Consider the following 20,256-nt stretch of genomic DNA (forward strand, 5'->3'; position numbering starts at 1 on the left):
ACCGGTGTTCGCCAGCAACAACCTGTCGAAATCGATGCACGGGCATCGCGTGAGGAGTTCCACCTTGTCCAGTGAAGGGCGGAGTGACCGCCTGATCGAGGCGCTCCGACTCAGGGGCGTCGATGCGGGTTCCGCAGGGCCGGACGAGTCCCTCGTCCGAGCGGTGCGCGCACTTGCGAAAGCAGTTATGCCGGACGTGTTGGAGCAGTGCGACCCGCTGCTCAGCGAAGTGGACGACGACACCTGGAAGGCGCTGCTGGTCGACCTGCCGATCGCCGAGCAGCGCCGCCTGTTCAAGAGCCTCGGACTCCCCGGCGACAGCAAGCGCAGACCAACGCTCCAGCAGCAGGCGCACTTCGCCGTGAAGCTCCGGGGTGGGCTGAACACGTCGAAGGAACTCGCGAGACAAGTGGCCCACGACCTCACCCGACCCGTGCGGAACGCACTGATCGAGTCGGCGAGCAAGGGGACCGGGTGGTTGGGGAAGGACACGACGACCTCGTTGGTTCGCGCCATCGCCGTCGCCCTATGCCCGCAACCGGATTCCCCGTTCTTGGCCGTCTCGCTGACCTGGTTGGAGGAGCACGACGCAGCCGCGCTCGACCTCTTGCTCGTCGAAGGAACCTCGCGCGCCGCGATCCGGACGTTCTGGGAAACCGTGGCAGGCGGTCCTGAGGAAGCAGATGGCGCACCCGCCCAGCTCGCGGAGGCTGCTCACCAAGCCGTGGAACGAGCTGTGGTGACCTGCCGCAGCGTCCTGAACGGCCTGGAACGAGGGCTGGCGCCTACCGAGTCCGATTTGGCCGAGCTCACAGCCGTCAGGCACAAGCTGCTCGAGGTGGCGTCGGCGCTGCAAGAACGGTCCGCCCACGAGGTCCAGCCCGCGCTCGACTCCATCGACGCGGCCGTGCAGCGGATAACCCGTTCGGACGAGGCGGCCATGATCCGCAGACTGCTGGCCGCGGAAGTCCCTGTTGGTGCGGCCAAGGCGTTGGAGGTCGTGCTGGTTCTGGTCAATGGTGTCCTCGACCGTTGGCCACCCGCTACGGAGCAAGACCGCGCCGATGCTGACCTGCTCACCGCAGTCGTGCGCCTGGCGCTCGACGCCGCAAAGGACGACGGCGACGACTCGCAGGTCGAGGTCCGGTATGAGCAGCTCAGGGAAACAGCGCCCAAAGAGGTCCTGCCTTTGCTGACCGCCGCTGTGCGCGGCCGGGTGGTCATCCCCACTGAAGCGGGCACTGCCGCTGCGGTTGACGCGGTGACACCGACCTCCGCCGAAGAGGCGCCAAGCGCACAGGACGCGGTTGTCGCTCCCGACCTACCGGAGTCGTCACCGGAATCAGGATCGCCGGTGCTGGAGGCACCTCCAGCACCGGACGCCACGCTGTCCGCCAAGGCTGCCAAGGGCCGTGCGGTGAGGTCTGCGCAGTCCCGGTCCGCCGCGCCTGTTTCACCGCCCGCCGCGGAACCACAGGATCACACGCGTCCGGAAACCACCTCCGCCGATCGCCTCGATCCCGCCGTCGTCGCGAAAGCAGTGGCCTGGTTCGACCACGGGCAGTTCGCCCTGGCACACCACCTGCTACAGCCGCACGATCCGGCCTTGGCTGAAGCCGCAGGACTGGCTGCGCTGGCCTTCTCGGTGACCGGTCCTGGGGATGTCCGCGAACCGGAACTCGACGAGTTCATGAGGACCGCGAAGGCCACCCTGCTCGTCGAGGGGAACGCAGCGAGGTCGCTGACCACCGCGGCCGGGCTGACCGCCGCCGTGGTAACGGGGAGCTACAGCGCGGGGAACCTCCTCGTCGACCTGGCCGACCACATGGATGACCACACAGGCTCGCTCGCCCGTGCCGCAGGCGAATCGGTCCGCAGGGGAATGCTCGCGGGCAGAGGAGTGGCCGCCCTGGCTTCGGCGGGAGCCGATGATGACGTGCTGACCGCCGCCGCGCACGCCCGCGAACGCGCGGGTGTCCACCGGCAGGTGCGCCTTCCTCGAGGTGCCGCCGTCCTGGCGCGCCTGCGTGTGTCAAGCGCTCTTCCGACCGAAGAACCGCGCACTCTCGGCGACGTCCTGCTCGCCGCGGCGGACGACCGTCGTGCACACGTCCAAGCCGTCAAGGCGGTGCTGGGCAAGCTGAACAAGACGTCCGCCCTCGAACGGCTCATCGATACCGACGACAAGGCTCACCGACCGCCTGCGGGCAAGGTGATCTCAGGCGCGGTCCGGCAGGAGATGTTGTCAACCCTGCGGGAGGACGTCGCTGCCGTGGAGCGTTGGGTCGAAGCCTGCGAGCGGCACGGCGCCTCAAGCGCGAACAATCACGACGAACTCCAGCTCGGCGAGCTCAAGGCGACCCTGCTCACCGGGGTCGCGACCGTGACCGGCCTGATCGCGGAGCACGAGGACGACCCGGCACCATTGGTCGCAGCTGCCGCCCGTGCCGCGCGAGCCGCATTCACCCGCCTTGCCGACCTCATCGGCGGGAACGTGGCCGCGTCTGCGGTGGAACGGGTTCCGTTCCCGGTACTGGACTTCCCGCTCCTCTCGCTGTCCGGCGCCTCCTGGGACAGCGCCGCTGTGCGGGTGATCCCCCCTGGACGCAGCTCCCTGGAACGGGCCACCGAACTCCTGGACGTCCCCGACACCGGTTGCGACCTGGTGGCCATCGCTCTGGCGAAAGCCGATGCGGACGACTTCGCGACCGGGGCCGCCTTGATCGCCGTCGTCCAGGAGCCACAGCGTCGCGAGGCGCGTGCCAGGCTCGCGGAGATCCGGGCGGAGCGCGTAACCCGGCTCAAGGCGGACCTGAGGGAAACTCGGCGCCGGCTGCTCAGGGCGGATATCGGCGGTTTCGCCGCTACTGACGTCGCCCTCCAGCTCTCGGTGTCGCTCGACGCGGTGACCGAAGCCCAGCTGGTCGGTCTGGTGGACGACGCGTTGAGCGTGCTGGACGAGGTTGACGGCGACGTGCAAACGGCATCCCAGGTGCTCAGCGCGGTCGAGAGCCGGATCGACCGGCTGCGGCAGGCGGAGGCACAGCGCTTGCACGAGCGGTTGGACGACCTTGCCGACCGGTGCCCGGAGGAAAAAGCTCGCCAGATCCGCGACCGCATCGCGCGGGGAAGGACGGACCTCGCCGAGGACGACCTCGCGCACCTGGAAAGCGGTGACCACTTCTTCCACGAGCGAGAGGAGAAGGACTTCGAGGCGTTCTACCCCACAGGTGTCGACGTACTCGCGGGAGGCATCGACGACGAGCTGATCTCGGCTGTGCGCGACGGCTCGGCACATCCGGCGCTGCCCGTCGAGCCGCTTCCGGAGGCCGTCCGCGATGAGGTCGCGAACGGGCTCGCGGGTTGGCTCCGGTTGCGCGCGGCGTTCACAGGCGGGTGGCAGCCAAGTCTGGTACCCGACGTCCTCCTGCCCGCGCTCCGACTCGTGGGTCTGGACATCCGCGCGGCCAACGTCGACCACCTGAACAGCACAACCTCCTTCAAGGTGTGGGCCCGAGGGCGACGCTACCTCGAAGTCGAGGCGTCAATCACGGGTCATTCCCCGGTCCCGGCACTCGGGTCGATCGCGAGAGGTCGCTACCGACTCCTGGTGGTGTGGAACGAACCGACCATGAAAGAACTGGACGAGTGGCGCGAAGCGGACCAGTCCTCACTCCCCCTCATCGTCTGCTACCTGGGAACTCTCTCGGCTGAGAGCCGGCTTGAGCTGGCGGCACTGTGGTGGGACCCGTCCAGGCGGGCCGCTGTGCTGCTCGACGACGCGCTGCTCACCTGGATCGCGACCCGCCGGAAGAAGTACGACGCGTTCGTCAGGCTGAGCTTGCCGTTCAGCGCGACGCAGCCGTTCAGGTCGGAGAAGACGGCGGACGTCCCCGCCGAGATGTTCTACGGCAGAGAACAGGAGAAGGGGTGGTTGCTCAAGCCGGGCAATGCTCCTTCGATCATCTACGGTGGACGCGGTATGGGCAAGAGCGCCCTCATGCACGAGGTCGAGAGTGAAGCAGACGGGAAGACCCTCGTAGTGGTGTGGTTCGAGGTCGACCGCTTGCCGGGGATCGACGAGAACCCGGACCTGGTGTGGGGCGAACTCGCTCAACGTCTGATCGACAAGGGCGTCGGCAAGAGCCTGGGCTCCCAGCAGGGAAATCTGAAGGACGCGGTTCCCCGCGCGATCCAGCGCTGGTTGGACGAGAAGTCGAACAGGCGGCTGCTGATCCTGCTCGACGAAGCCGAGGGGTTCGTCGACGGGGACGCGCCGAAGTTCTCCAACGTGAGTAGGCTGCTCGACCTGAAGACCAGAACGAGTTCCCGCTGCCAGGTCGTCTTCGCCGGCCTCCACTCCGTCCAGCACTACTCGGTAGGCAACAGCCCGCTCAGCCCCACCGGCCACCTCAGGATCGGGCCGCTGGAATCGCAGCCCGCCTACGACCTGGTCACCGAACCCCTCGCCGCGCTCGGCTACCGGCTGGACGTGGACGACGCGCAGCAGATCCTGCTCCACTGCAGCTACCAGCCCTACCTGATCCAACTGGTCGCGGAGAAACTGCTCAACCGCCAGTTCGCGGCGCGGGGCAACTCGCGGGTCGCGCTCGCACCTCCACCGTGGCGGATCACCACCTCCCAGGTCGTCGGCGTGCTCTCGGACGCGGAGACGCGGCGCGAACTGCGCAGGGCGCTGAAGCTGACCCTGGATCTGGACGGGCGGACGAAGGTGATCACGAACGTCCTCGCGCTGCACGCCTACGAGCACGGACAGGAAGCGCGGATGCCCGATCCCCAGCTGTTCACCAGGTGCTGTGAGGCGTGGCCGCCGGGTTTCGAGAAGACCGATTTCGACGCCTTCCGCCAACTGCTCGACGAACTGGCGGGACTGGGCATCCTCGCGGACGCGGGTGCCGACCACGATCGTAGGGGAATACGCAACGAGACCGTCGTGCGCGCTTTGGGCACCAGGGACGAACTGGCGCAGAGCCTTGAACTGCTGCCGAGGTCCGCACTGCCCGTGCGGCAGGCCAGGGAACTGCACCGGCCCGTGCGTTCGAACGGCGACCGCCGCCGCCCGCTGGTCAACACCCAGCTCGCTCAGCTCCTCCGCAAGGGCAACATCGCCAAAGTGGTGGTCGGCAGTGAGGCGACCTGGGTCGACCACGTGGTGCCCACGCTTGACGAGCTCCAGTCCCAGCTCGTCAACGTGGATTTCGTCGACATGAAGACCCTGAAGGAGTTCAAAGCGAAGCTTGAAACGGGATCCGATGGTAACCGCCGCTCGCTGGTCGTCGGAGACCTGCGCCCGCACACCGCGGTGGGCACGTGTCTGCGCGCCTACGAGTACGCGGTGGGCGGTCAGGCGGGGATCGGAATCCCTCAGGCGCGTGGCGCGTCCCGCGCAGCAGTGCTCGTCGCGGGTCTGCCCAACCTGGCATGGCTGCGTGAACTGGCGGCCTCACCGGAGGCTGAGAACCACGTCATGTCGCTGCAGCGGTACGACCCGTACACCTTGCCTCTCCACTGGCGTGGTGCCGGGGCTTTGGAGCGGCTCGCGGACGACGAGTACGTCGACCAGGTACTCGGACTCACCGACGGCTGGCCGCTGCTGGTTGAGCTGATCGCTTCCGAGGTCATGTCGAGTGGGGAAAACCCAGACCGTGCGGTGGTCACCGCACTGGATGGGCTCCGCGAAGCGCAGTCGGATCCCTCGTGGTGCAAGAGCTTTCTGGCGCAGACGGGCGCTGGGCTCGACGGATGGGACGAAGCGAAGCAACTGATCGACGTCCTCGTCGAGTACGACGGGGCGTGCGCGCCGAAGGATCTCTCGGAGCTGACGGGACGCGGACCATCCGAGGTGGAGGTGTTCAGACGGGTGGCTGGCTGGTTCGGGTTGCTGTCCTCCACGCCCGAGGGAGATCTGCTGCTCTCCCCGTTGACCACCAGGTGCTTCAGGGTTCTCGGCACAACCGCATAAGGAAACCGAACCAGGAAGGATTGACGAGTACAGCAAGTGCCATCTGACGTGACCGGCAGTTACTTCCTGTGATCGGTTCTCGAGAGAGTAATTTCATTGGACGAAAGTCCGAGTGGGGAATCTCCCACTTCTTCACAAGAGCCTCAAAGCGCTGCTAAGCTGGGCCTATGAGCCACTCCCCCTCGAAGGGAGTGGGAGATTCCCCACAGATGCGTGTTCGGGCAAACCTCTCGGACACAGTGTTACCCCACGGGTTCGATCTTGATTTTATCAGATCGGACCCGTGGTTTCGTGTTCATGCGACCCGCAGCATCGGGCGGGGCAGCTCGACCGACACCCCGTCGACGGTGCACACGATCATCACATGGCGGACGCGGAGCTGCGCGGCAACGCGGCTCGGGCTCGCGACCACGAACATGTGCAAGGCGTGGCCGAGCCTGGTGATCAGGTCGTCCTCGCGCAGGTACAGCGTGGCCGGAGTGTGCTCGGTACGCGGACCGGTGCGGCCGTGGCGGCACCGGTAACCGGCACGGCCGTGCACCCAGTGACTGTCCATCCGCCGACCACAGACACCGCAGCGCAACAGCCCGGCGAACACGTACTCGCGGGCCTCGCCCTCCTGGTCAGGGAGGTTCGAGCGCAGTCGCTGGACTGCGACGAAGTCGGCTTCGCTGACCAGTTGGGCGTGGGAGCGCTGCCGGGAGACGACCCAGCGGTTGCTCGGGTTCCACCTGGTGACGCGGCGGCGCCTGCGCTCGCTGGGAGTGTGATGGTCGTGGTCCACGCTCTGCCGGTTTCACACCTGCCAACCGGTGTAGCGCGGGTTGGCCAGGATCGACGCCACCGACTGCGCGGTCCACCGACGACGTGTCCGATGCTGGTTGCGCTCGGGGTCATGCTCGGCCGGACACGGCGTACCTTGGCGGTTGAGTGTGACGACCAGGTCCTGCACGCTGCGCCCGGCTCGACGCTCGGTGAACAGCCACCGCACCGTGGGCGCGGTGTCCGGGTCGGGCTCCAGGCGGTACACACTGCGGCCGCGACGGGCCTCGGCCAGGTTGGGATGCGGACCCGCGGGCACCAACCGGTAGCCGTACGGCGCACGGCCACCGAGGTAGCGACCGTGGTCACGGGTCTGGATACGCATCGCGGCCATCGCCCGATGCCGGGCCCGGATCACCTCACGCAGCGACTGCTCCCCCAACATCCGAATCAACGCCCGATGCTCCGGGTCGTCCAAGTCCAGCGGGCCGCCCGCCTCGGGCAACCACACCTGCACCCCGTACCGACGGCACAACGCCACGATGTGCTGGATCTGATCACCGGCGAACCCGCGCTCGAACTCCCCCACCACGATCGCGTCGAACCCGCGATCCGGATCCCGGATCGCCGCCAACAACTCCGCCGCCTCCGGACGATCACGTCACCGATCACGCCGCGGCCTGCCCGCGTCGAAGAAGTGCACCACGATCCGACCCCGCCCGGCCACCAGCACCTCGCACACCTCCAACTGCCACGCCCGCGACGTCTCCGGGTCCTGGTGCTCGATGGTGGAGGTGCGGCCGTAGAACGCGAACCGCAACCCACCCACCACAGCAGGTCCCGGATGGACACCGCGGGCACCGTAGGTATCGTCCTCGGTCCACAGCCCCATCCAGTCGGTCAGCACATCCCGATCGCACAAGGCCGCCACGATCCGCCTCCCTCGTCCACACTCGAACTTCGAGACTGGCACGACGGCCAGAACGTGGATCCGGACAGGCCCGATCGGCCGTACACCATCACCCTGCTGTCCGATCCGGGCCGTCACGACGTCGACGGCCCGGCAACGGGATCACGGACACAACCCGCGATCGAGTGACCTCTCCGGCTTCGTGGCTGCGATGTCGGCCCTGCCTCCGGTCAGGCGGATGTGTCGTCGCGGTTGGGGGTGAGCAGCTCGGTGAGTTGTTCGACGGCCCAGTCAGGCAAGGTGACGCTGGTGTTGTCGAGTTCTCCCTCAGCGCGTCACCGGGATTGTTCGTCGAAGATGGCGCGGGTGAGCCAGCGCAGCAGGTTGTCGTCGAGGGCATCGGGGCTGTGGGTGGCGATGTCGGCGACCGGCCCGCGTCAGTGAACATCTCCGACACCGAGCCGGTAGCGCCAGGGTTTCGTAGTGCCCGGAGCCCCACCAGTCGCCGACGGACTCGGTGCGCGAGCCGTGCATGCTCAGCAACGCCAGCACGGTCTGCGGGCCGAGTTCATCCTCCACGCGCTGCCACAGGTCGACCTGGCCGTGGATCGAGGCGAGGATCGGTTCCCAGCCCTCCTCGAACAGCTCGGCCAGAGCGCGGCCGTCGGCCAAGCGTCGACCGGGGAGGGTCAGGGACAGGCGCACGGCGGGCCAGTCGACGCCTTCGAGGTGCACGTGGGGAGGGACCGCCCGGGTGGCGGCGATGTTGGCACGCGCCATGGTCAGATCACCGACCTTGTGGTGCCACTGCTCGACCACGCTCTCCCGGCGCCAGCACCACTCCGCGATGCCCCGCGCCGCGGCCGACGGCACCGCCACCGGGACGATCAACGAGTAGGCACGCATCCCCGAGGCGATCCGCCAGGAGAACTCCTCGCCGAACGAGGCGAACACCTCTCCGGTATCGTCGCGCCCACGGTGACGCTCTGCCACGTCGTAAACGTGATCGGCCATGAGCAGCAGGACCAGGTCCGGTCGCAGAGAGCTGGCCTCCTGCGGCAATCGGATCCTGGTGGCACCCAGCAGCCCCGCTCCCGCGAACACCCGGCGTGCGGTCTCGGCACGAACGGCCTGGGAGTGCACACCGGACAGGTCGACAACAAGATCGTCGTCGAGCGGGAACAGCGGCGACAGGCTCCCGTCGTCCCACCCTTCGGTCGGGTCCCCGACGACCAGTTCAACGTCTGCGGGATGCCACGACACCAAGAGGTGGAAGCCCGACCGCTCCAGCTCGACGGTGACCTCCGGCCCCAACCCATCCTCGCCCGGGTCTTCGTCGTCGTACCATTCCTCGGCGCTGACCTCCGACCACCCGGCCCGTACCAGCGGAGCGACCAGACGCCGCAGCAACGACCGCCCCTCCGCCTCCCGGGACCGTGGAATCTCAGCACTACCGGTCGAGGAATCCACCCGCACCCTCCGCATCAGACATCGTCCTCAACGCACTCTATCGACGCTGACGGTCGGAGTTGCGACCTCATCACAGAGCGCGAGTCACTGCGGATTCCGATCTTCCGAGGTCCGCAGACCACAGCGACACCCTCGTCGCGCAGCCATGTCACCAGGCCGGCACCCGTGGCTGACCACCCGGAGCCGGAGGACTCCACAGCGACCGCGACGTGTTCCAGCAGGCGATCCTCGCGCCAGTACACCGGCTTCGGCCCGTCAGCCGGACGTGGTCGGGCGCTGCTGTAGCCGTGACGGCACCGGCAACCAGGACGCCCGTGCACCCAGTGCGCGTCCATCCGCCGCCCGCACACCCCGCACACCGCCACACCCGCCAGCAGGTACTAACGTCGCTCGCCGCCTTGGTTGGAGCGCCGAGTACGCACCTTCTGCGCCGCAGTGAAGTCACGCACGCTCACCAACGGCGTGTGAACGACCTCCAGCGACACCGCCCACTCCGCCGGCAGGTTCGGCACCTGCCCCGGCCGCCCCGTGCGCAGGTCGACCTCGTCCCGGTCGTTGGCCACCCGATTCCACACCTGACGGCCCGTGTAGCGCGGGTTCTCCAGGATCGTCTGCACCGACTGCACACTCCACCCCTCACTCGAACGGTGCCGATCGCGCTCCCGGTCCACAGCCGACGGGCACGGCACACCACGCTCGTTGAGGTCCCGCGCGATCCCGGCCACCGACACACCCTTCAACCGGCGGGCGAACATCCACCTCACGTGCCCGGCGGTCCGCGGATCCGGCGCCAACTTCCGTGCCCGCCGCCCCCAGCGGGCGTCGGCGCGCCTGGGATGCGGGCCGCCGTCGACCAGCATGTACCCGTAGCGGACGCCCACCCAGATAGCGGCCGAGCTCGGCCTGGGCCTTCATTGACGCCAACGCCCGGTTACGAGCCCGGATCACCTCCCGCTCGGACTGGGCACCGAGAAAGGTCATCAACCTGCGGTGCTCACCGTCGTCCAGATCCACCCGACCACCGACCTCCGGCAACCACACCTGCACCCCACCAGCGCGCAGCAGCGGCACCAACTCGTCGAACTGACGACCGCAGAACGCCCGCTCGTACTCCCCCACCACGATCGCGTCGAACCCGCGCTCCTCGGCCAACGCCTTCAACAGCCGAGCGGCCTCCGGCCGGTTCGACCACCGGTGGCACCGCGACGAGCCCTCATCGAAGAACTCCGCCACCACCGTCCCGTGCCCGGCCACGAGCCGCTCGCACACCTCCAGCTGCCACAGCCGCGAGGAGTGCCGGTCCTGATACTCCGAAGTCGACATCCGCCCGTAGAACGCAAACCGCAACCCGCGATGGACGTGCGGATCCCGCGAACGCCTCCGCTTACCCCGACGTTGCTTCTCGCCCAACCAGGCGTCCAACAGATCATGATCGTTCTCCACGGCCATCACAGCACCTCCACCACACGAGACTCGACAGCTCGGTGATGACGAATCCCGCCCGCCATGACACCCGAAGAACCAAACAGCGCAGCATCTACACCCGCATAGCGGATCGTCGACCTCGTAAAGCCCCGGTTGGGCTCACCCAGCCAGGTCTCCGACTCACGACCTGCTCAACTCGATGACGAGCACGCTGTCGAACCGAGCCGGGCACAACCGGCCCGAAGGCAACCTGACGGTGTCGTGCACGGCTTCCAGGCCAAGTCCGTCGACTCGGTCGACAAGCTGTTCGCACTCGGACGCGAAAGTTAGCCGATTACGGAGCCAGGCTGCACCCCGATACATCGCCGACCAGTCCTCGGCCTGAACAACGAGTACCGACAAGTCGCTTGGTCAGTCGCGGTGACTTTCGATCGACACTACGTGGTGGGTACCCTGGACGACGAACCGGGCCGGATGACCGCCTTGGCCCTGGAAGAAGGAGACCGCTGGTCACAGCGTTCTCCCCCCTCGCGCACCGTGTCAAGCTACACCTCCTTGACCGGTCGGCGTGACCGGCGGCTCGTGAGCCAGTGAGTACTGGGCGGCCTGCATTTCGTAGAGTTCGGCGTACAGCCCGCCGGCCGCTGTCAGCTCCTCGTGGCTGCCGCACTCGCGGATCCGGCTACCGTCCATCACCACGATCAGGTCCGCCATCCGCACGGTGGAGAAGCGGTGGGCCACCAGCACCGTGATGGCACCGGTGCGGGCACCGACCTCGCGCGCCAGCGCCGTGTGGTGCAGGAAGAGGTCGTGCTCGGCCTGCGCGTCGAGTGCGGAGGTCGGCTCGTCGAGCACCACCAGCAAGGGGTCTCGGCGCATCACGGCCCTGCCGAGGGCCAGTGTCTGCCACTGGCCGCCCGACAGTTGGGTCCCGTCGGGGAACGACAGCCCGACCGGGGTCTCCAGGCCCCTGTCGAGGCCGCGCAAGAGGTCCGTGCCGCGAACCCGCTCCACGGCCTCGGTGACCGCCGCGGCGGAGTCGATCCGCGGCAGGTCGCCCACCCCGACCACCTCCCGCGCCAGGAACTCGAAGCGGGCGAAGTCCTGGAAACCCGCGGAGATCCTGGTCTGCCACTGTTGCGCCGGCAGGCGCCGCAGGTCGAGCCCGTCCACCTCGATGGTGCCGCTGGTGGTCTCGTAGAACCGGCACAGCAGCTTGACCAGGGAGGTCTTGCCGGCGCCGTTCTCACCGACCACAGCGACGATCGCACCGGCGGGCAGGAACAGGTCGACACCGGCCAGCACCGCGCGCCGCGTGCCGGGGTACTGGAAACCGACGTCGCGGAACCGGATGCCGTGGCGCACCCGATCGGGGACCACGGCGTCACCGGCCGGCGACTCCTGCCCGGCCACCAGGCCGCGGGCCCACCGCACGTGCCCGACGGCGTGGGCGAGGCGCTGGAGTTCCTCGAGCACCGCGGCCGATGCGCTGACCTGCTGGTTGACCTGCGAGGCCAGGACGATCACCAGCACGACGTCGCCGACGGCGCGGCGGCCGGCGACCGCGTCGCGTACCACCAGCAGGGTCGAGCAGACGTAGGCCGCGGCGAACACCATCTGCCCGGCGATCCACCAGAGCGCGGAGAGCACCTCGCCGCGGGCGATCACCCGGCTCGCGGCGTCCCACGCCGTGGCGTGCCGGGCGCGGATCTCGTCGCGGAGACCGGACACCCGCAGCTCCATTGCCGCGCCGGCGGTGGTGGCGAGCCGGAACAGGTGCAGCCCCAGGCGAGTGTGCTCGGCGGCGGTGTCCCTAGCGCGAGCCGCCGCGCCGGCCGCCCGCTGCCCGGCGAGCAGCGGCGCGACCGCGGCCAGCGGCAGGAGCAGCAGCCACGGGTTCAGCCGGGCCAACAGCACCGCGGTCACGACCAGGCCCGCCGCGAGGGCGACGCCCGACAGCAGCGCCTGCATGCTCGTGGGCCCGACCCGGTGCAGCTCGGTGCGCAGCACCTGGAGCCGGTCGGCGAACTGCGGGCGCTCGTGGTGCGCCAACCCGGTCGAGCCGTTCGCCAGGTCGATCACCTCCCGCTCCAGCTCCAGGAGGTTCAGCTCGCCCAGCTCGAAGTAGGCGATGTGGGCGAAGTTCGACGCGGTCAGCGCGGTGAGCGTCAGCAGCGCCAGCAGCAGGCCCATCGCGGTCACCCGCGGCACGTCACCGTCCAGGGCCGCGTCGGTGAGCCCGGCGAGGGCGGCCGCCGACGACGGCACCGACACCGCCTGGGCGGTCAGCAGCGCGCCGGCGATCACCAGCTTGCCTCGTGACGTGCGCCAGGACAGGGTCACCATGGACAAGCAGGCCCGCAGGGCGTCGACCACCCCCGGCTCGTCCGCCCGGTCCCGTCGAACGCCCGCCGTCACCGGGATACCTCCTGCGCCGCGTCGTACCGGCGCCGCGTGGCTGGACCGGGCACGCGGTCGGAACCGTCCGCGAACCGCTGCGCCTGCAGGGTGAACAGCCGCGCGTAGTGGCCTTCCCCGGCTATCAGCTCCTCGTGCGTACCTTGTTCGGCGACGCGGCCCCGGTCGAGCACCACGATGTGGTCCGCGCGGCGCACGCTGGAGAACCGGTGCGAGATCAGCACGGACGTCACGTTCCGCGTCAGGTCGACGAAACGGTCGAAGAAGGCCGCTTCAGCACGCACGTCCAGCGCGGCGGTGGGCTCGTCGAGCACCAGCAGCCCGGCACCCTGGGACAGTGAGTACAGGGCACGGGCGATGGCGATCCGCTGCCACTGGCCGCCGGAGAGTTCGACACCGTCCCGGAAGGCGCGCGACAGCGGCGTGGCCACGCCGTCCGGCAGACCGTCCACGAACCCGGCCGCTCCGGCGCGTTCCAGGGCCGCCCGCACCGCCTCCGGGTCCGGCGGGACGTGCGGCGCCCCGAACGCGACGTTGTCCGTCACGGACAACTCGTACCGCACGAAGTCCTGGAAGATCACCGACAGCCGGCATCGCCAGGCCTGGGCGGGGAAGGCGTCGAGTGGCACGCCGTCGACTTCGATCCGCCCGGCCGTCGGCTCGTACAGCCTGGCCAGCAACTTGACCAGGGTGGTCTTCCCGGCGCCGTTCACGCCGACGACGGCGGTGCACTTCCCGCTCGGGAGCACCAGGTCGAGGCCGTCCAGGACGGGCGCGGGCGCGTCGGGATAGCCGAACCGCACGCCGCGGAAGACCACCGCCGACCGGGGCATCCCGGCCGGGTCGAGCCCTTCGTCGCCGGCGGTGATCGACGTGCGCCGTTCGACCTCGGCGATCCGGTCTTCGAAGCGGTCGGCGGCCAGGGCCGCGGTGATCCCGAACGCCGTCGGCAGGTCGGTTTCCGTCCAGTGGTCGCCCATCAGGATCGCGGCCACCACCGCCTGCAGCGCGAGTGCCAGCTCGGTGAGCGGTAGGCCACCGCCGGCAGCCGTGCGCCCGATGGTGACCAGCACCAGCCCAGTCGCCACCAGTCCGACGGCGGTGAACACCAGGTACGGGTATAAGTAGACCGCGCGGCGGCCACGCCAGATCACGTCCAGGCACCGTCGAGCCGCTTCGGCGTAGCGGTCCGACAGCCAGGAGCGCAGCCCGAAGACCCGCAGCTCCTTCGCGGCACCGGCACCCATCGCCAGGTCGCGCAGGTAGTCGCCGCGGCGGAGCAGGGGCATGGCCGTGTCCCATACCCGCGCGCAGCGCCGGTGTCCGCCCAGCTGCGCGTGCCTGGACAGCAGCACCACCGCCAGCAGGAGCACCGCCAACAGCCAGGAGACGACGACCCCGAGCAACACGACCAACCCGATCAGGTTGAGGTAGCGGGCGAGCATGCCGAACTGTGCGACGCAGGCCGCACCCGGAGTCTCCCCGCCGCGCTCCAGCCGCCGCTTGGCCTCCGCGAGCGCGTCCAACGCGGTCGGGTCCTCGAGCGGCGCGATTCCCGGGCTGCCCAGTGACAACGTGATCAGGCGGTCGTGCACCACGCCGTCCACCCGCCGCTTGCCCATCTCGGTCAGGCCCAACTGGACGGGCGTCAACACCTGCTGGGCGACGAAGGCGGCGGCCGCCAGGACGAACCAGGAGACCAGGTCGCCCCAGGCAGGGGAACCCACGCCGTGCTCGACCGCCTGCGGCACCTGCCCGACCAACTTGCTGCCCGCCAGGACCAGCACCACCGGCAGCCCTCCGCGCGCCAGGCTGATCAGCGACAGCGGGACCACCAGCCCGACACCCAGGGTTGGCAGTTGGCGCAGGGTGCGGTACCTGGGTCGGACCGCTTCGGCGTACCAGCGACGCAAGGCGCCCGCGTCCCGCTGTCCGGGGTGTCCGGTCGTCATGCGGTTCACCGGCGTCCCGTCGACGTGGCGGTCAACGGTGCCCTCCCGGCTCGGGTGCGGTCATCTCCTTCATCGCGGACGCGACCGCGGGTTCGATCGCCTCCCAGGAGTAGTGGTCGCGGACGAACCCGTGCGCGGCCAGCCTGCGCCGCCGGTCTGCCTCGGGGTCGTCCAGGACCTGGAGCACCTTCGCCACCAAGGAACCCGGGTCGTCGCCGCTGAGCAGGTAGTGCTCGTCCGGGCGGATCCGCAGTCCTTCCGCGCCCTTCGCGGTGGCCACGACCGGCACGCAGGCGGCCATTGCCTCCAGGATCTTCAACCGGCTGCCGCCGCCAAGCCGCAGCGGCACCACCAGGATGCGACCGGTCAGCAGGGGGCGGGTCGTCGCGGGGTTCGCGACCAGGCGCACACCCGGCCGGTCGGCCCTGTCCCGCAGGACGCGGTTGGGGTACTTGCCGGCCAGCAGCAGCGTCGCCTCGGGTCGGTGGCGGCGCAACCCGGGCAGCACCTCGTCGGCCAACGTCACCGCCGCCTCGACGTTGGGGAAGTAGTCGAGGTGGCCGAGGAAGAGCAGGTCCGGCCGCGCGGGACGCCCGTCCGGCACCGGGAACCCGGTCCCTTCGACCCTGACGCTGTTGGGCACCACCGCGGTTGCCGCAGGGTGGCAGCGCGCTCGGAACCGCTCCTCGTCGTCGTGGGACACGAAGGTGACCACCCGGGCCTCACGACTGACGTGGTCCTCCAACAGGCGCACGGACTCCACGTCCACCGAGGCCATCGAGTCCAGCTCGGCGGCCCTGGGGTGAACCGCGTTGTCGTGGAAGTTGTCCGCCTCGGAGTTGTGCATGTCCAGCCCGACCGCGCGCACACCGGCCGCGCGGGCGGCGTGGAAGTAGCGGTGCTGCTGCAGGTCGCTGACCCACACGGCGCCGACGCCCCGCTCGTCGAGCGCCTGCTGGAACGACGCGCACGCGCGCCGGCAGTACTGCCGGTGGAACGGGTCCGGCCGGTCGCTGCCGTAGTCGGCGAGATCGGCCGCGGAGCAGGCGGCGCACTGCTGCGCACAGCCGACCTCCGCGCGCAGGTGCTCCGCCTCGAAGACGACGCTGTCGGGGTGGGTGCGCCGCAACGCGTGCGCCAGTCCACGGTTGCGCAGGTCCGCACCTGTCACCGCCCCGGGTCCGAGGTCCCGGACCACGAGGCCGATCACCCCGCCGGGATCGGGGCCTGGGGTGGTGTCGTCGCCCGATGGTGCCGGGTTCATGATCGCTCCCTGTTCATCCGTGGTGGTGAACCGTTCCAACAGACCGCGGACCTCGACCACCGGCGCGCACGGCGGGGCTCCACAGGTCTTCCGACCGGAATGGTGTCGAGCGGACAGGAATGCCAGCGCCGTCCGGCGCGATAGGCGTATTCGGCGGGACGTTCCGCCGAGGTGGTTCCACATCATGGGGATCGGCCGACCGGGCTGTCAACCGGTGCAACTGCGGAATTGCAGCAGTTGCCGACCCCAGGGAAACCGCCGTGGTCCAACCGGTGCGACATCGCACCCGAGTCGCTACTCTCGCCTGGGATCGCACGATCGGTCCCAGGCAATCAGCCACTTCTGTCGATCCCATTCAATTCGACGCCGGATCGACGTCTGCCCGCGTGTTCGGGCCCGTGACTTGCCGGTCGCCATCCGTCGTGAAAGGACCGTAGGGTTGACTTCGCTTCCGCCGATCGTCTGCACAGTGGACGACAACTTCGAACTACCCGCCAGGGTTCTCCTGCACTCCATCGCAGCAGCGCACGAGGATTGCGTAGACGACCTGCGTGTCGTGGTCCTCTACGACACGTTGAGCGCGGATTCGCAGGAGCGGATTCGCGCTCTGGGCCGGCGGTCGGGCGTGCGGGTCGAGCTGGTGAAAAGCCCTCCGGTCGACCCGCGCTTCCCGTTGTTGAAGCGATTCACCGCGGCCATCTACATCCGCCTCGGTCTCCACGAGGTGCTCGCCAACGAACCCCGCGTCCTGTACCTGGATTCGGATGTCCTCGTCATGAAGGACATCCGGGAACTGCTGACCACACCCATGGACGGGCACGCCCTCGGCGCCGTTCGCGACCCGGTTCGACCGACGCTGGGCAGCGGTGGAGCACACCCGTCCTGGGCGCACCTCGACCTCCCCCCGGATCGCGAGTACTTCAACTCCGGTGTGCTGCTGCTCGACCTCGACGAGTGCCGTTCCACGGGCGTCCTGGACGGCGCTCGCAAGATCCTCGCCGAAAACCCGGACGTGCCCCGCTTCCCCGACCAGGACGCGTTGAACTGGTCGGCGGACGACAACTGGCTGCGTCTGGACCAGAAGTGGAACACGTTCGCGATGTCGATCGTGGCCTGCCGGGAGGACTACTCCCACGCCGCCGAGGAGGTGGTCAGCCTGGAATCGCTCCTGCGCGCCGAGGAAGTGGCGTCGATCCTGCATTTCAGCGGCCGGAACAAGCCGTGGCAGGACTCGTGCCCGCCAAGCGGGTCACGCGACCTGTACCGGCGGTTCATCCGGGTCGTGGAGGGTGCCGTCCGGTGACCGGACCAGCGCACGTGGCAGTTCCCCGAGAAGGGTGGGCCGGTCCGCCCGGACCTCACCGCGAACGGTTCGCGAGCACGAGGAGGATTCGCTTGCCGACGAGCGTTCGACCGGTCCGCGCCGACGAGGACGTGACCGCGGAGAACACGTGGGTATCCCCGGAAACCGATCCCCGAGACCTCGGCAGCCTCGACCGCCGCGCACCCTGCCTCATGCGCGTGGCGGACCTGGTGCCGGGAGAGTCGCCGCGGCTGACCGGTGTGGACGCCGAGCACGTCGCGCGGCTGGCGGAGGTGATCGACGACCTACCGCCGATCATCGTCGACCGGGCCACCATGCGCGTCATCGACGGGGCGCACCGGCTGCGCGCCGCCCAGCAGCTCGGGCACGAGCACATCCCCGCCCGACTGTTCGACGGTGACGCGCGCACGGCGTACCTGCTGTCGGTCCACTGCAACACCCGCCACGGCCTGCCCCTCAGCAGGGCTGAGCGCAGGCAGGCCGCGCAACGACTGGTCCGCCTGTACCCGCAGTACTCCGACCGGAAGCTGGCGGCGCTGTCCGGGCTGTCCGCGAAGACGATCGGCACGATCCGAGCGGGGTCTGGCGCCACGGCGCCGGACCCTGAGTTCCGGGTGGGTCAGGATGGGCGCAGGCGACCCACCAACCCCGGCGAGCGGCGCCGCGTCGCGGTCGAGTTCGTCACCGCGAACCCGAGGGCCACCGTGCGGGAGATCGCCTCGGCAGCGGGGATCTCGGTCTCCACCGCGCAGTCGATCCGCAAGCTGGTCGCCGAGGAGGACGGTTCCGCGCGAGCGCGCGACGAGCGGCGAGCGGTGGTCGACCCGGTCCGCCGGTCGATCACCATCGCCGAGGCACTCGCCCGCGACCCGTCGGTGCGCGGCACCCGGCTCGGCCGCGTGCTGATGCAGTGGATGCAGCTCAACATCCGGGTGCACCGCGACTGGGGCGCACTCCTCGACAGCCTCCCGCCGCACTGCGCGGTCTTGATGTCGAAGATCACCCGCGCCTTCGTCGAGATGCACGCCGACCTCGTCGACCTCGCCGACGACCAGGTGCCGGTCACCTCGGAGGACTGACCGCGGTGACCGGCACCCGGCTCGAAGACCTCACTGCGCGGCCAGCAGTTCCGCGAACCGGCCGACCAACGCACTGGCCTGTCGCCGGTTCAGCCTGGGATCGCAGGCGGAGGTGTACCGGCTGAAGTCCGGTTCGGTCACGAGGTCTGCTGGCCGGTCGACGCACTCGGTCACGTCGTCCGGTGACACCTCCAAGTGCAGCCCGCCCGGACGGGCGCCGTGCGCGCGCAGCACCGCGCAGAAGACCTCGACCTCCCGCGCCATCACCTCCACGATCCTCGTCTTGCGCCCGTGCGGCGACCGGGTGGTGTTGCCGTGCATGGGATCGCTCAACCACACCACCCGGTCTGCGTGATCGCGCAGGGCGTCGGCCAGCGCGGGCAGCCTTTGGCCGATCCGGGCGGCCCCCATCCGCACGACCAGGCAGAGCCGCCCAGGGGCGTGGCCCGCGGTCAACCGCTCGACCAACGCGCGCACGTCACCCGGGGTGGCGGTCGGACCGACCTTCACCCCGACCGGGTTGCCGATCCCGGCCGCGAAGTCGACGTGCGCCCCGTCGAGCTCACGCGTGCGTTCGCCGATCCACACCGTGTGCGCGGAGGAGGCGTACCAGCCGCCGCGGACGCGGTCCGGCCTGAGCAGGGCGTGCTCGTAGTCCAAGAGCAGCGCCTCGTGGCTGGTGTGCAAGTCGCCCATGGCGAGCAGGGCGCGTGCCGCGTGCCGGTACGCGGCCAGCAGCCGCACGGGATCCGGACGCCGCGCCGAGTGCGTCGGCGCGGTCGCGTTCACCGCGTCACCCAGGTAGACCGGGATCTCGGTGCCGTCGGGCAGCATCTCGGTCGGGTGCGAGCGCGGCTTCGCGTACTGCCCGGCCAGCCGGCCGATCGGGACGACCTGCCGCCCGCTACCGCGCAGCCTGCCGGACAGCTCGTGCAGCTGCGCGACCTTGGCCGTGACCACGGGGGACGCCGAGTCCGTGAACAGTTCGGCGCACTCGCCCGCCTGCAGCACCACCGCCTCGCCGCGGGCGACCGCCGACAACCGGTCGGACAACGCGTGGCACGACTCAGCGTCCACCAGCGGAGGCAGCTCGCGCAACCGCTCCAGCACCCGCGTCAACACCTCCGGCGACGGCCACGCCGGTTGGTGCCGGCGCCGCAGTGGCGACTCCGGGTACCGCACCGCCCTGCTCACGTCCGAGCACCTCGGCGGTGCGACCGCGGCGCCACCGCGGTGAAGGGCCGTCCGGTGCGGCGGGCCGCCAGCGCTCGCGCCGCAGACCCGCTGTTCGAGGCGCGGACGACGTGAGGCGTCACGGCACGTCCGTGCGGTTCGCAGCGCACCGCACGACCTGGTCCGCGATGGTGCCGACCGACCCGGCAGCGCGGATCACGTCGTCCTGGTCGGTGAGCGACACGTCGAACTCGTTCTCGGCGCGGGCCAGCAACTGCAGGATCGCCACGGAGTCGAACCCCGCGAACCGCGCCAGGTCGGTGTCGCTGGTGAGTTCCGCCGAGCCGCTCTCGGGCACCAGCTCCACGACCCACGCGATGATCCGCTCCGCCACCGCTGAACGATCAAGCACGGTCATCCCCTTCGGTCGGGTCGCTCCGGGACGCGTCCACGTCGCCGCGGATGAACGCCTCGACCGCCTCGTGCGCCTCGGAGT

15 protein-coding genes are annotated in these 20,256 nt (G+C 69.6%); 3 read left to right on the forward strand and 12 right to left on the reverse strand.

Going from position 1 to position 20,256, the window contains the following annotated elements; genetic code table 11:
• Window positions 1-4 precede the first annotated feature (4 nt).
• Complete coding sequence (locus A6A25_RS36285) at window positions 5-5,983, forward strand: AAA family ATPase (protein WP_143193633.1); 5,979 nt, start codon at window positions 5-7, stop codon at window positions 5,981-5,983.
• Between the two features lie 295 nt (window positions 5,984-6,278).
• On the opposite strand, the gene A6A25_RS36290 is transcribed toward A6A25_RS36285, so the two are convergent.
• From A6A25_RS36290 to A6A25_RS36330, 10 genes are all read right to left on the reverse strand, one after another.
• Complete coding sequence (locus A6A25_RS36290; RefSeq protein ID WP_073898081.1) at window positions 6,279-6,767, reverse strand: zinc ribbon domain-containing protein; 489 nt, start codon at window positions 6,765-6,767, stop codon at window positions 6,279-6,281.
• A gap of 12 nt (window positions 6,768-6,779) precedes the next feature.
• The gene (locus A6A25_RS36295; protein ID WP_143193634.1) at window positions 6,780-7,379 is read right to left on the reverse strand and encodes a recombinase family protein; all 600 of its coding nucleotides are present in this window, start codon (window positions 7,377-7,379) and stop codon (window positions 6,780-6,782) included.
• A 27-nt stretch (window positions 7,380-7,406) separates the two neighbouring features.
• Entirely contained in the window at window positions 7,407-7,676 is a 270-nt protein-coding gene (locus A6A25_RS36300) for a hypothetical protein (RefSeq protein ID WP_143193635.1), read from the reverse strand.
• A 306-nt stretch (window positions 7,677-7,982) separates the two neighbouring features.
• Complete coding sequence (locus A6A25_RS36305) at window positions 7,983-9,065, reverse strand: hypothetical protein (protein ID WP_143193636.1); 1,083 nt, start codon at window positions 9,063-9,065, stop codon at window positions 7,983-7,985.
• Between the two features lie 74 nt (window positions 9,066-9,139).
• Window positions 9,140-9,460 carry a hypothetical protein gene (locus A6A25_RS47015; protein WP_143193637.1) on the reverse strand — a complete coding sequence of 107 codons (321 nt, stop codon included), beginning with the start codon at window positions 9,458-9,460 and terminating at the stop codon, window positions 9,140-9,142.
• A 45-nt stretch (window positions 9,461-9,505) separates the two neighbouring features.
• Window positions 9,506-9,880, reverse strand: a complete 375-nt coding sequence (locus A6A25_RS43600) for a recombinase family protein (protein WP_241829101.1) — start codon at window positions 9,878-9,880, stop codon at window positions 9,506-9,508.
• The gene (locus A6A25_RS43605) at window positions 9,762-10,574 is read right to left on the reverse strand and encodes a recombinase family protein (RefSeq protein ID WP_143193639.1); all 813 of its coding nucleotides are present in this window, start codon (window positions 10,572-10,574) and stop codon (window positions 9,762-9,764) included. The genes A6A25_RS43600 and A6A25_RS43605 overlap by 119 nt, the downstream gene beginning before the upstream one ends.
• 516 nt (window positions 10,575-11,090) lie before the next feature.
• On the reverse strand, window positions 11,091-12,968 hold the full coding sequence (locus tag A6A25_RS36320; RefSeq protein ID WP_241829102.1) for an ATP-binding cassette domain-containing protein: 1,878 nt from the start codon (window positions 12,966-12,968) through the stop codon (window positions 11,091-11,093).
• Window positions 12,965-14,920, reverse strand: coding sequence for an ABC transporter ATP-binding protein (locus A6A25_RS36325; RefSeq protein ID WP_073898103.1), 1,956 nt, complete (start codon window positions 14,918-14,920; stop codon window positions 12,965-12,967). The genes A6A25_RS36320 and A6A25_RS36325 overlap by 4 nt, the downstream gene beginning before the upstream one ends.
• Before the next feature lie 31 nt (window positions 14,921-14,951).
• Window positions 14,952-16,184: a glycosyltransferase family 4 protein gene (locus A6A25_RS36330; RefSeq protein WP_143193640.1), complete on the reverse strand. Its 1,233-nt coding sequence runs from the start codon at window positions 16,182-16,184 to the stop codon at window positions 14,952-14,954.
• A 469-nt stretch (window positions 16,185-16,653) separates the two neighbouring features.
• Here A6A25_RS36330 and A6A25_RS44415 point away from each other — a divergent pair, with 469 nt between their 5' ends.
• Window positions 16,654-17,487 (forward strand): glycosyltransferase family 8 protein, encoded by an 834-nt coding sequence (locus A6A25_RS44415; RefSeq protein ID WP_158073886.1) that lies wholly within the window; start codon window positions 16,654-16,656, stop codon window positions 17,485-17,487.
• Window positions 17,488-17,579: 92 nt separating this feature from the next.
• Window positions 17,580-18,587, forward strand: a complete 1,008-nt coding sequence (locus A6A25_RS36340) for a ParB N-terminal domain-containing protein (protein WP_073898095.1) — start codon at window positions 17,580-17,582, stop codon at window positions 18,585-18,587.
• Between the two features lie 30 nt (window positions 18,588-18,617).
• Here the strand turns inward: A6A25_RS36340 and A6A25_RS36345 are convergent, their stop codons facing one another.
• Together A6A25_RS36345 and A6A25_RS36350 are read right to left on the reverse strand one after the other, a co-directional pair.
• Entirely contained in the window at window positions 18,618-19,781 is a 1,164-nt protein-coding gene (locus tag A6A25_RS36345; RefSeq protein ID WP_241829103.1) for a 3-deoxy-7-phosphoheptulonate synthase, read from the reverse strand.
• A 118-nt stretch (window positions 19,782-19,899) separates the two neighbouring features.
• Complete coding sequence (locus A6A25_RS36350) at window positions 19,900-20,172, reverse strand: acyl carrier protein (RefSeq protein WP_158073887.1); 273 nt, start codon at window positions 20,170-20,172, stop codon at window positions 19,900-19,902.
• Window positions 20,173-20,256: the final 84 nt, after the last annotated feature.

This window comes from Saccharothrix sp. CB00851 (assembly GCF_001905065.1).
In the GTDB taxonomy this organism is placed as follows: Bacteria; Actinomycetota; Actinomycetes; order Mycobacteriales; family Pseudonocardiaceae; genus Actinosynnema.

Bases quoted from the DNA above. Each gene is read 5' to 3' on its own strand.
- A6A25_RS47015 (WP_143193637.1), bottom strand. From the start codon at position 9,460: ATGGACGCGCACTGGGTGCACGGGCGTCCTGGTTGCCGGTGCCGTCAC.
- A6A25_RS43600 (WP_241829101.1), bottom strand. From the start codon at position 9,880: ATGTTCGCCCGCCGGTTGAAGGGTGTGTCGGTGGCCGGGATCGCGCGG.
- A6A25_RS43605 (WP_143193639.1), bottom strand. From the start codon at position 10,574: ATGGCCGTGGAGAACGATCATGATCTGTTGGACGCCTGGTTGGGCGAG.
- A6A25_RS36325 (WP_073898103.1), bottom strand. From the start codon at position 14,920: ATGACGACCGGACACCCCGGACAGCGGGACGCGGGCGCCTTGCGTCGC.
- A6A25_RS36330 (WP_143193640.1), bottom strand. From the start codon at position 16,184: ATGAACCCGGCACCATCGGGCGACGACACCACCCCAGGCCCCGATCCC.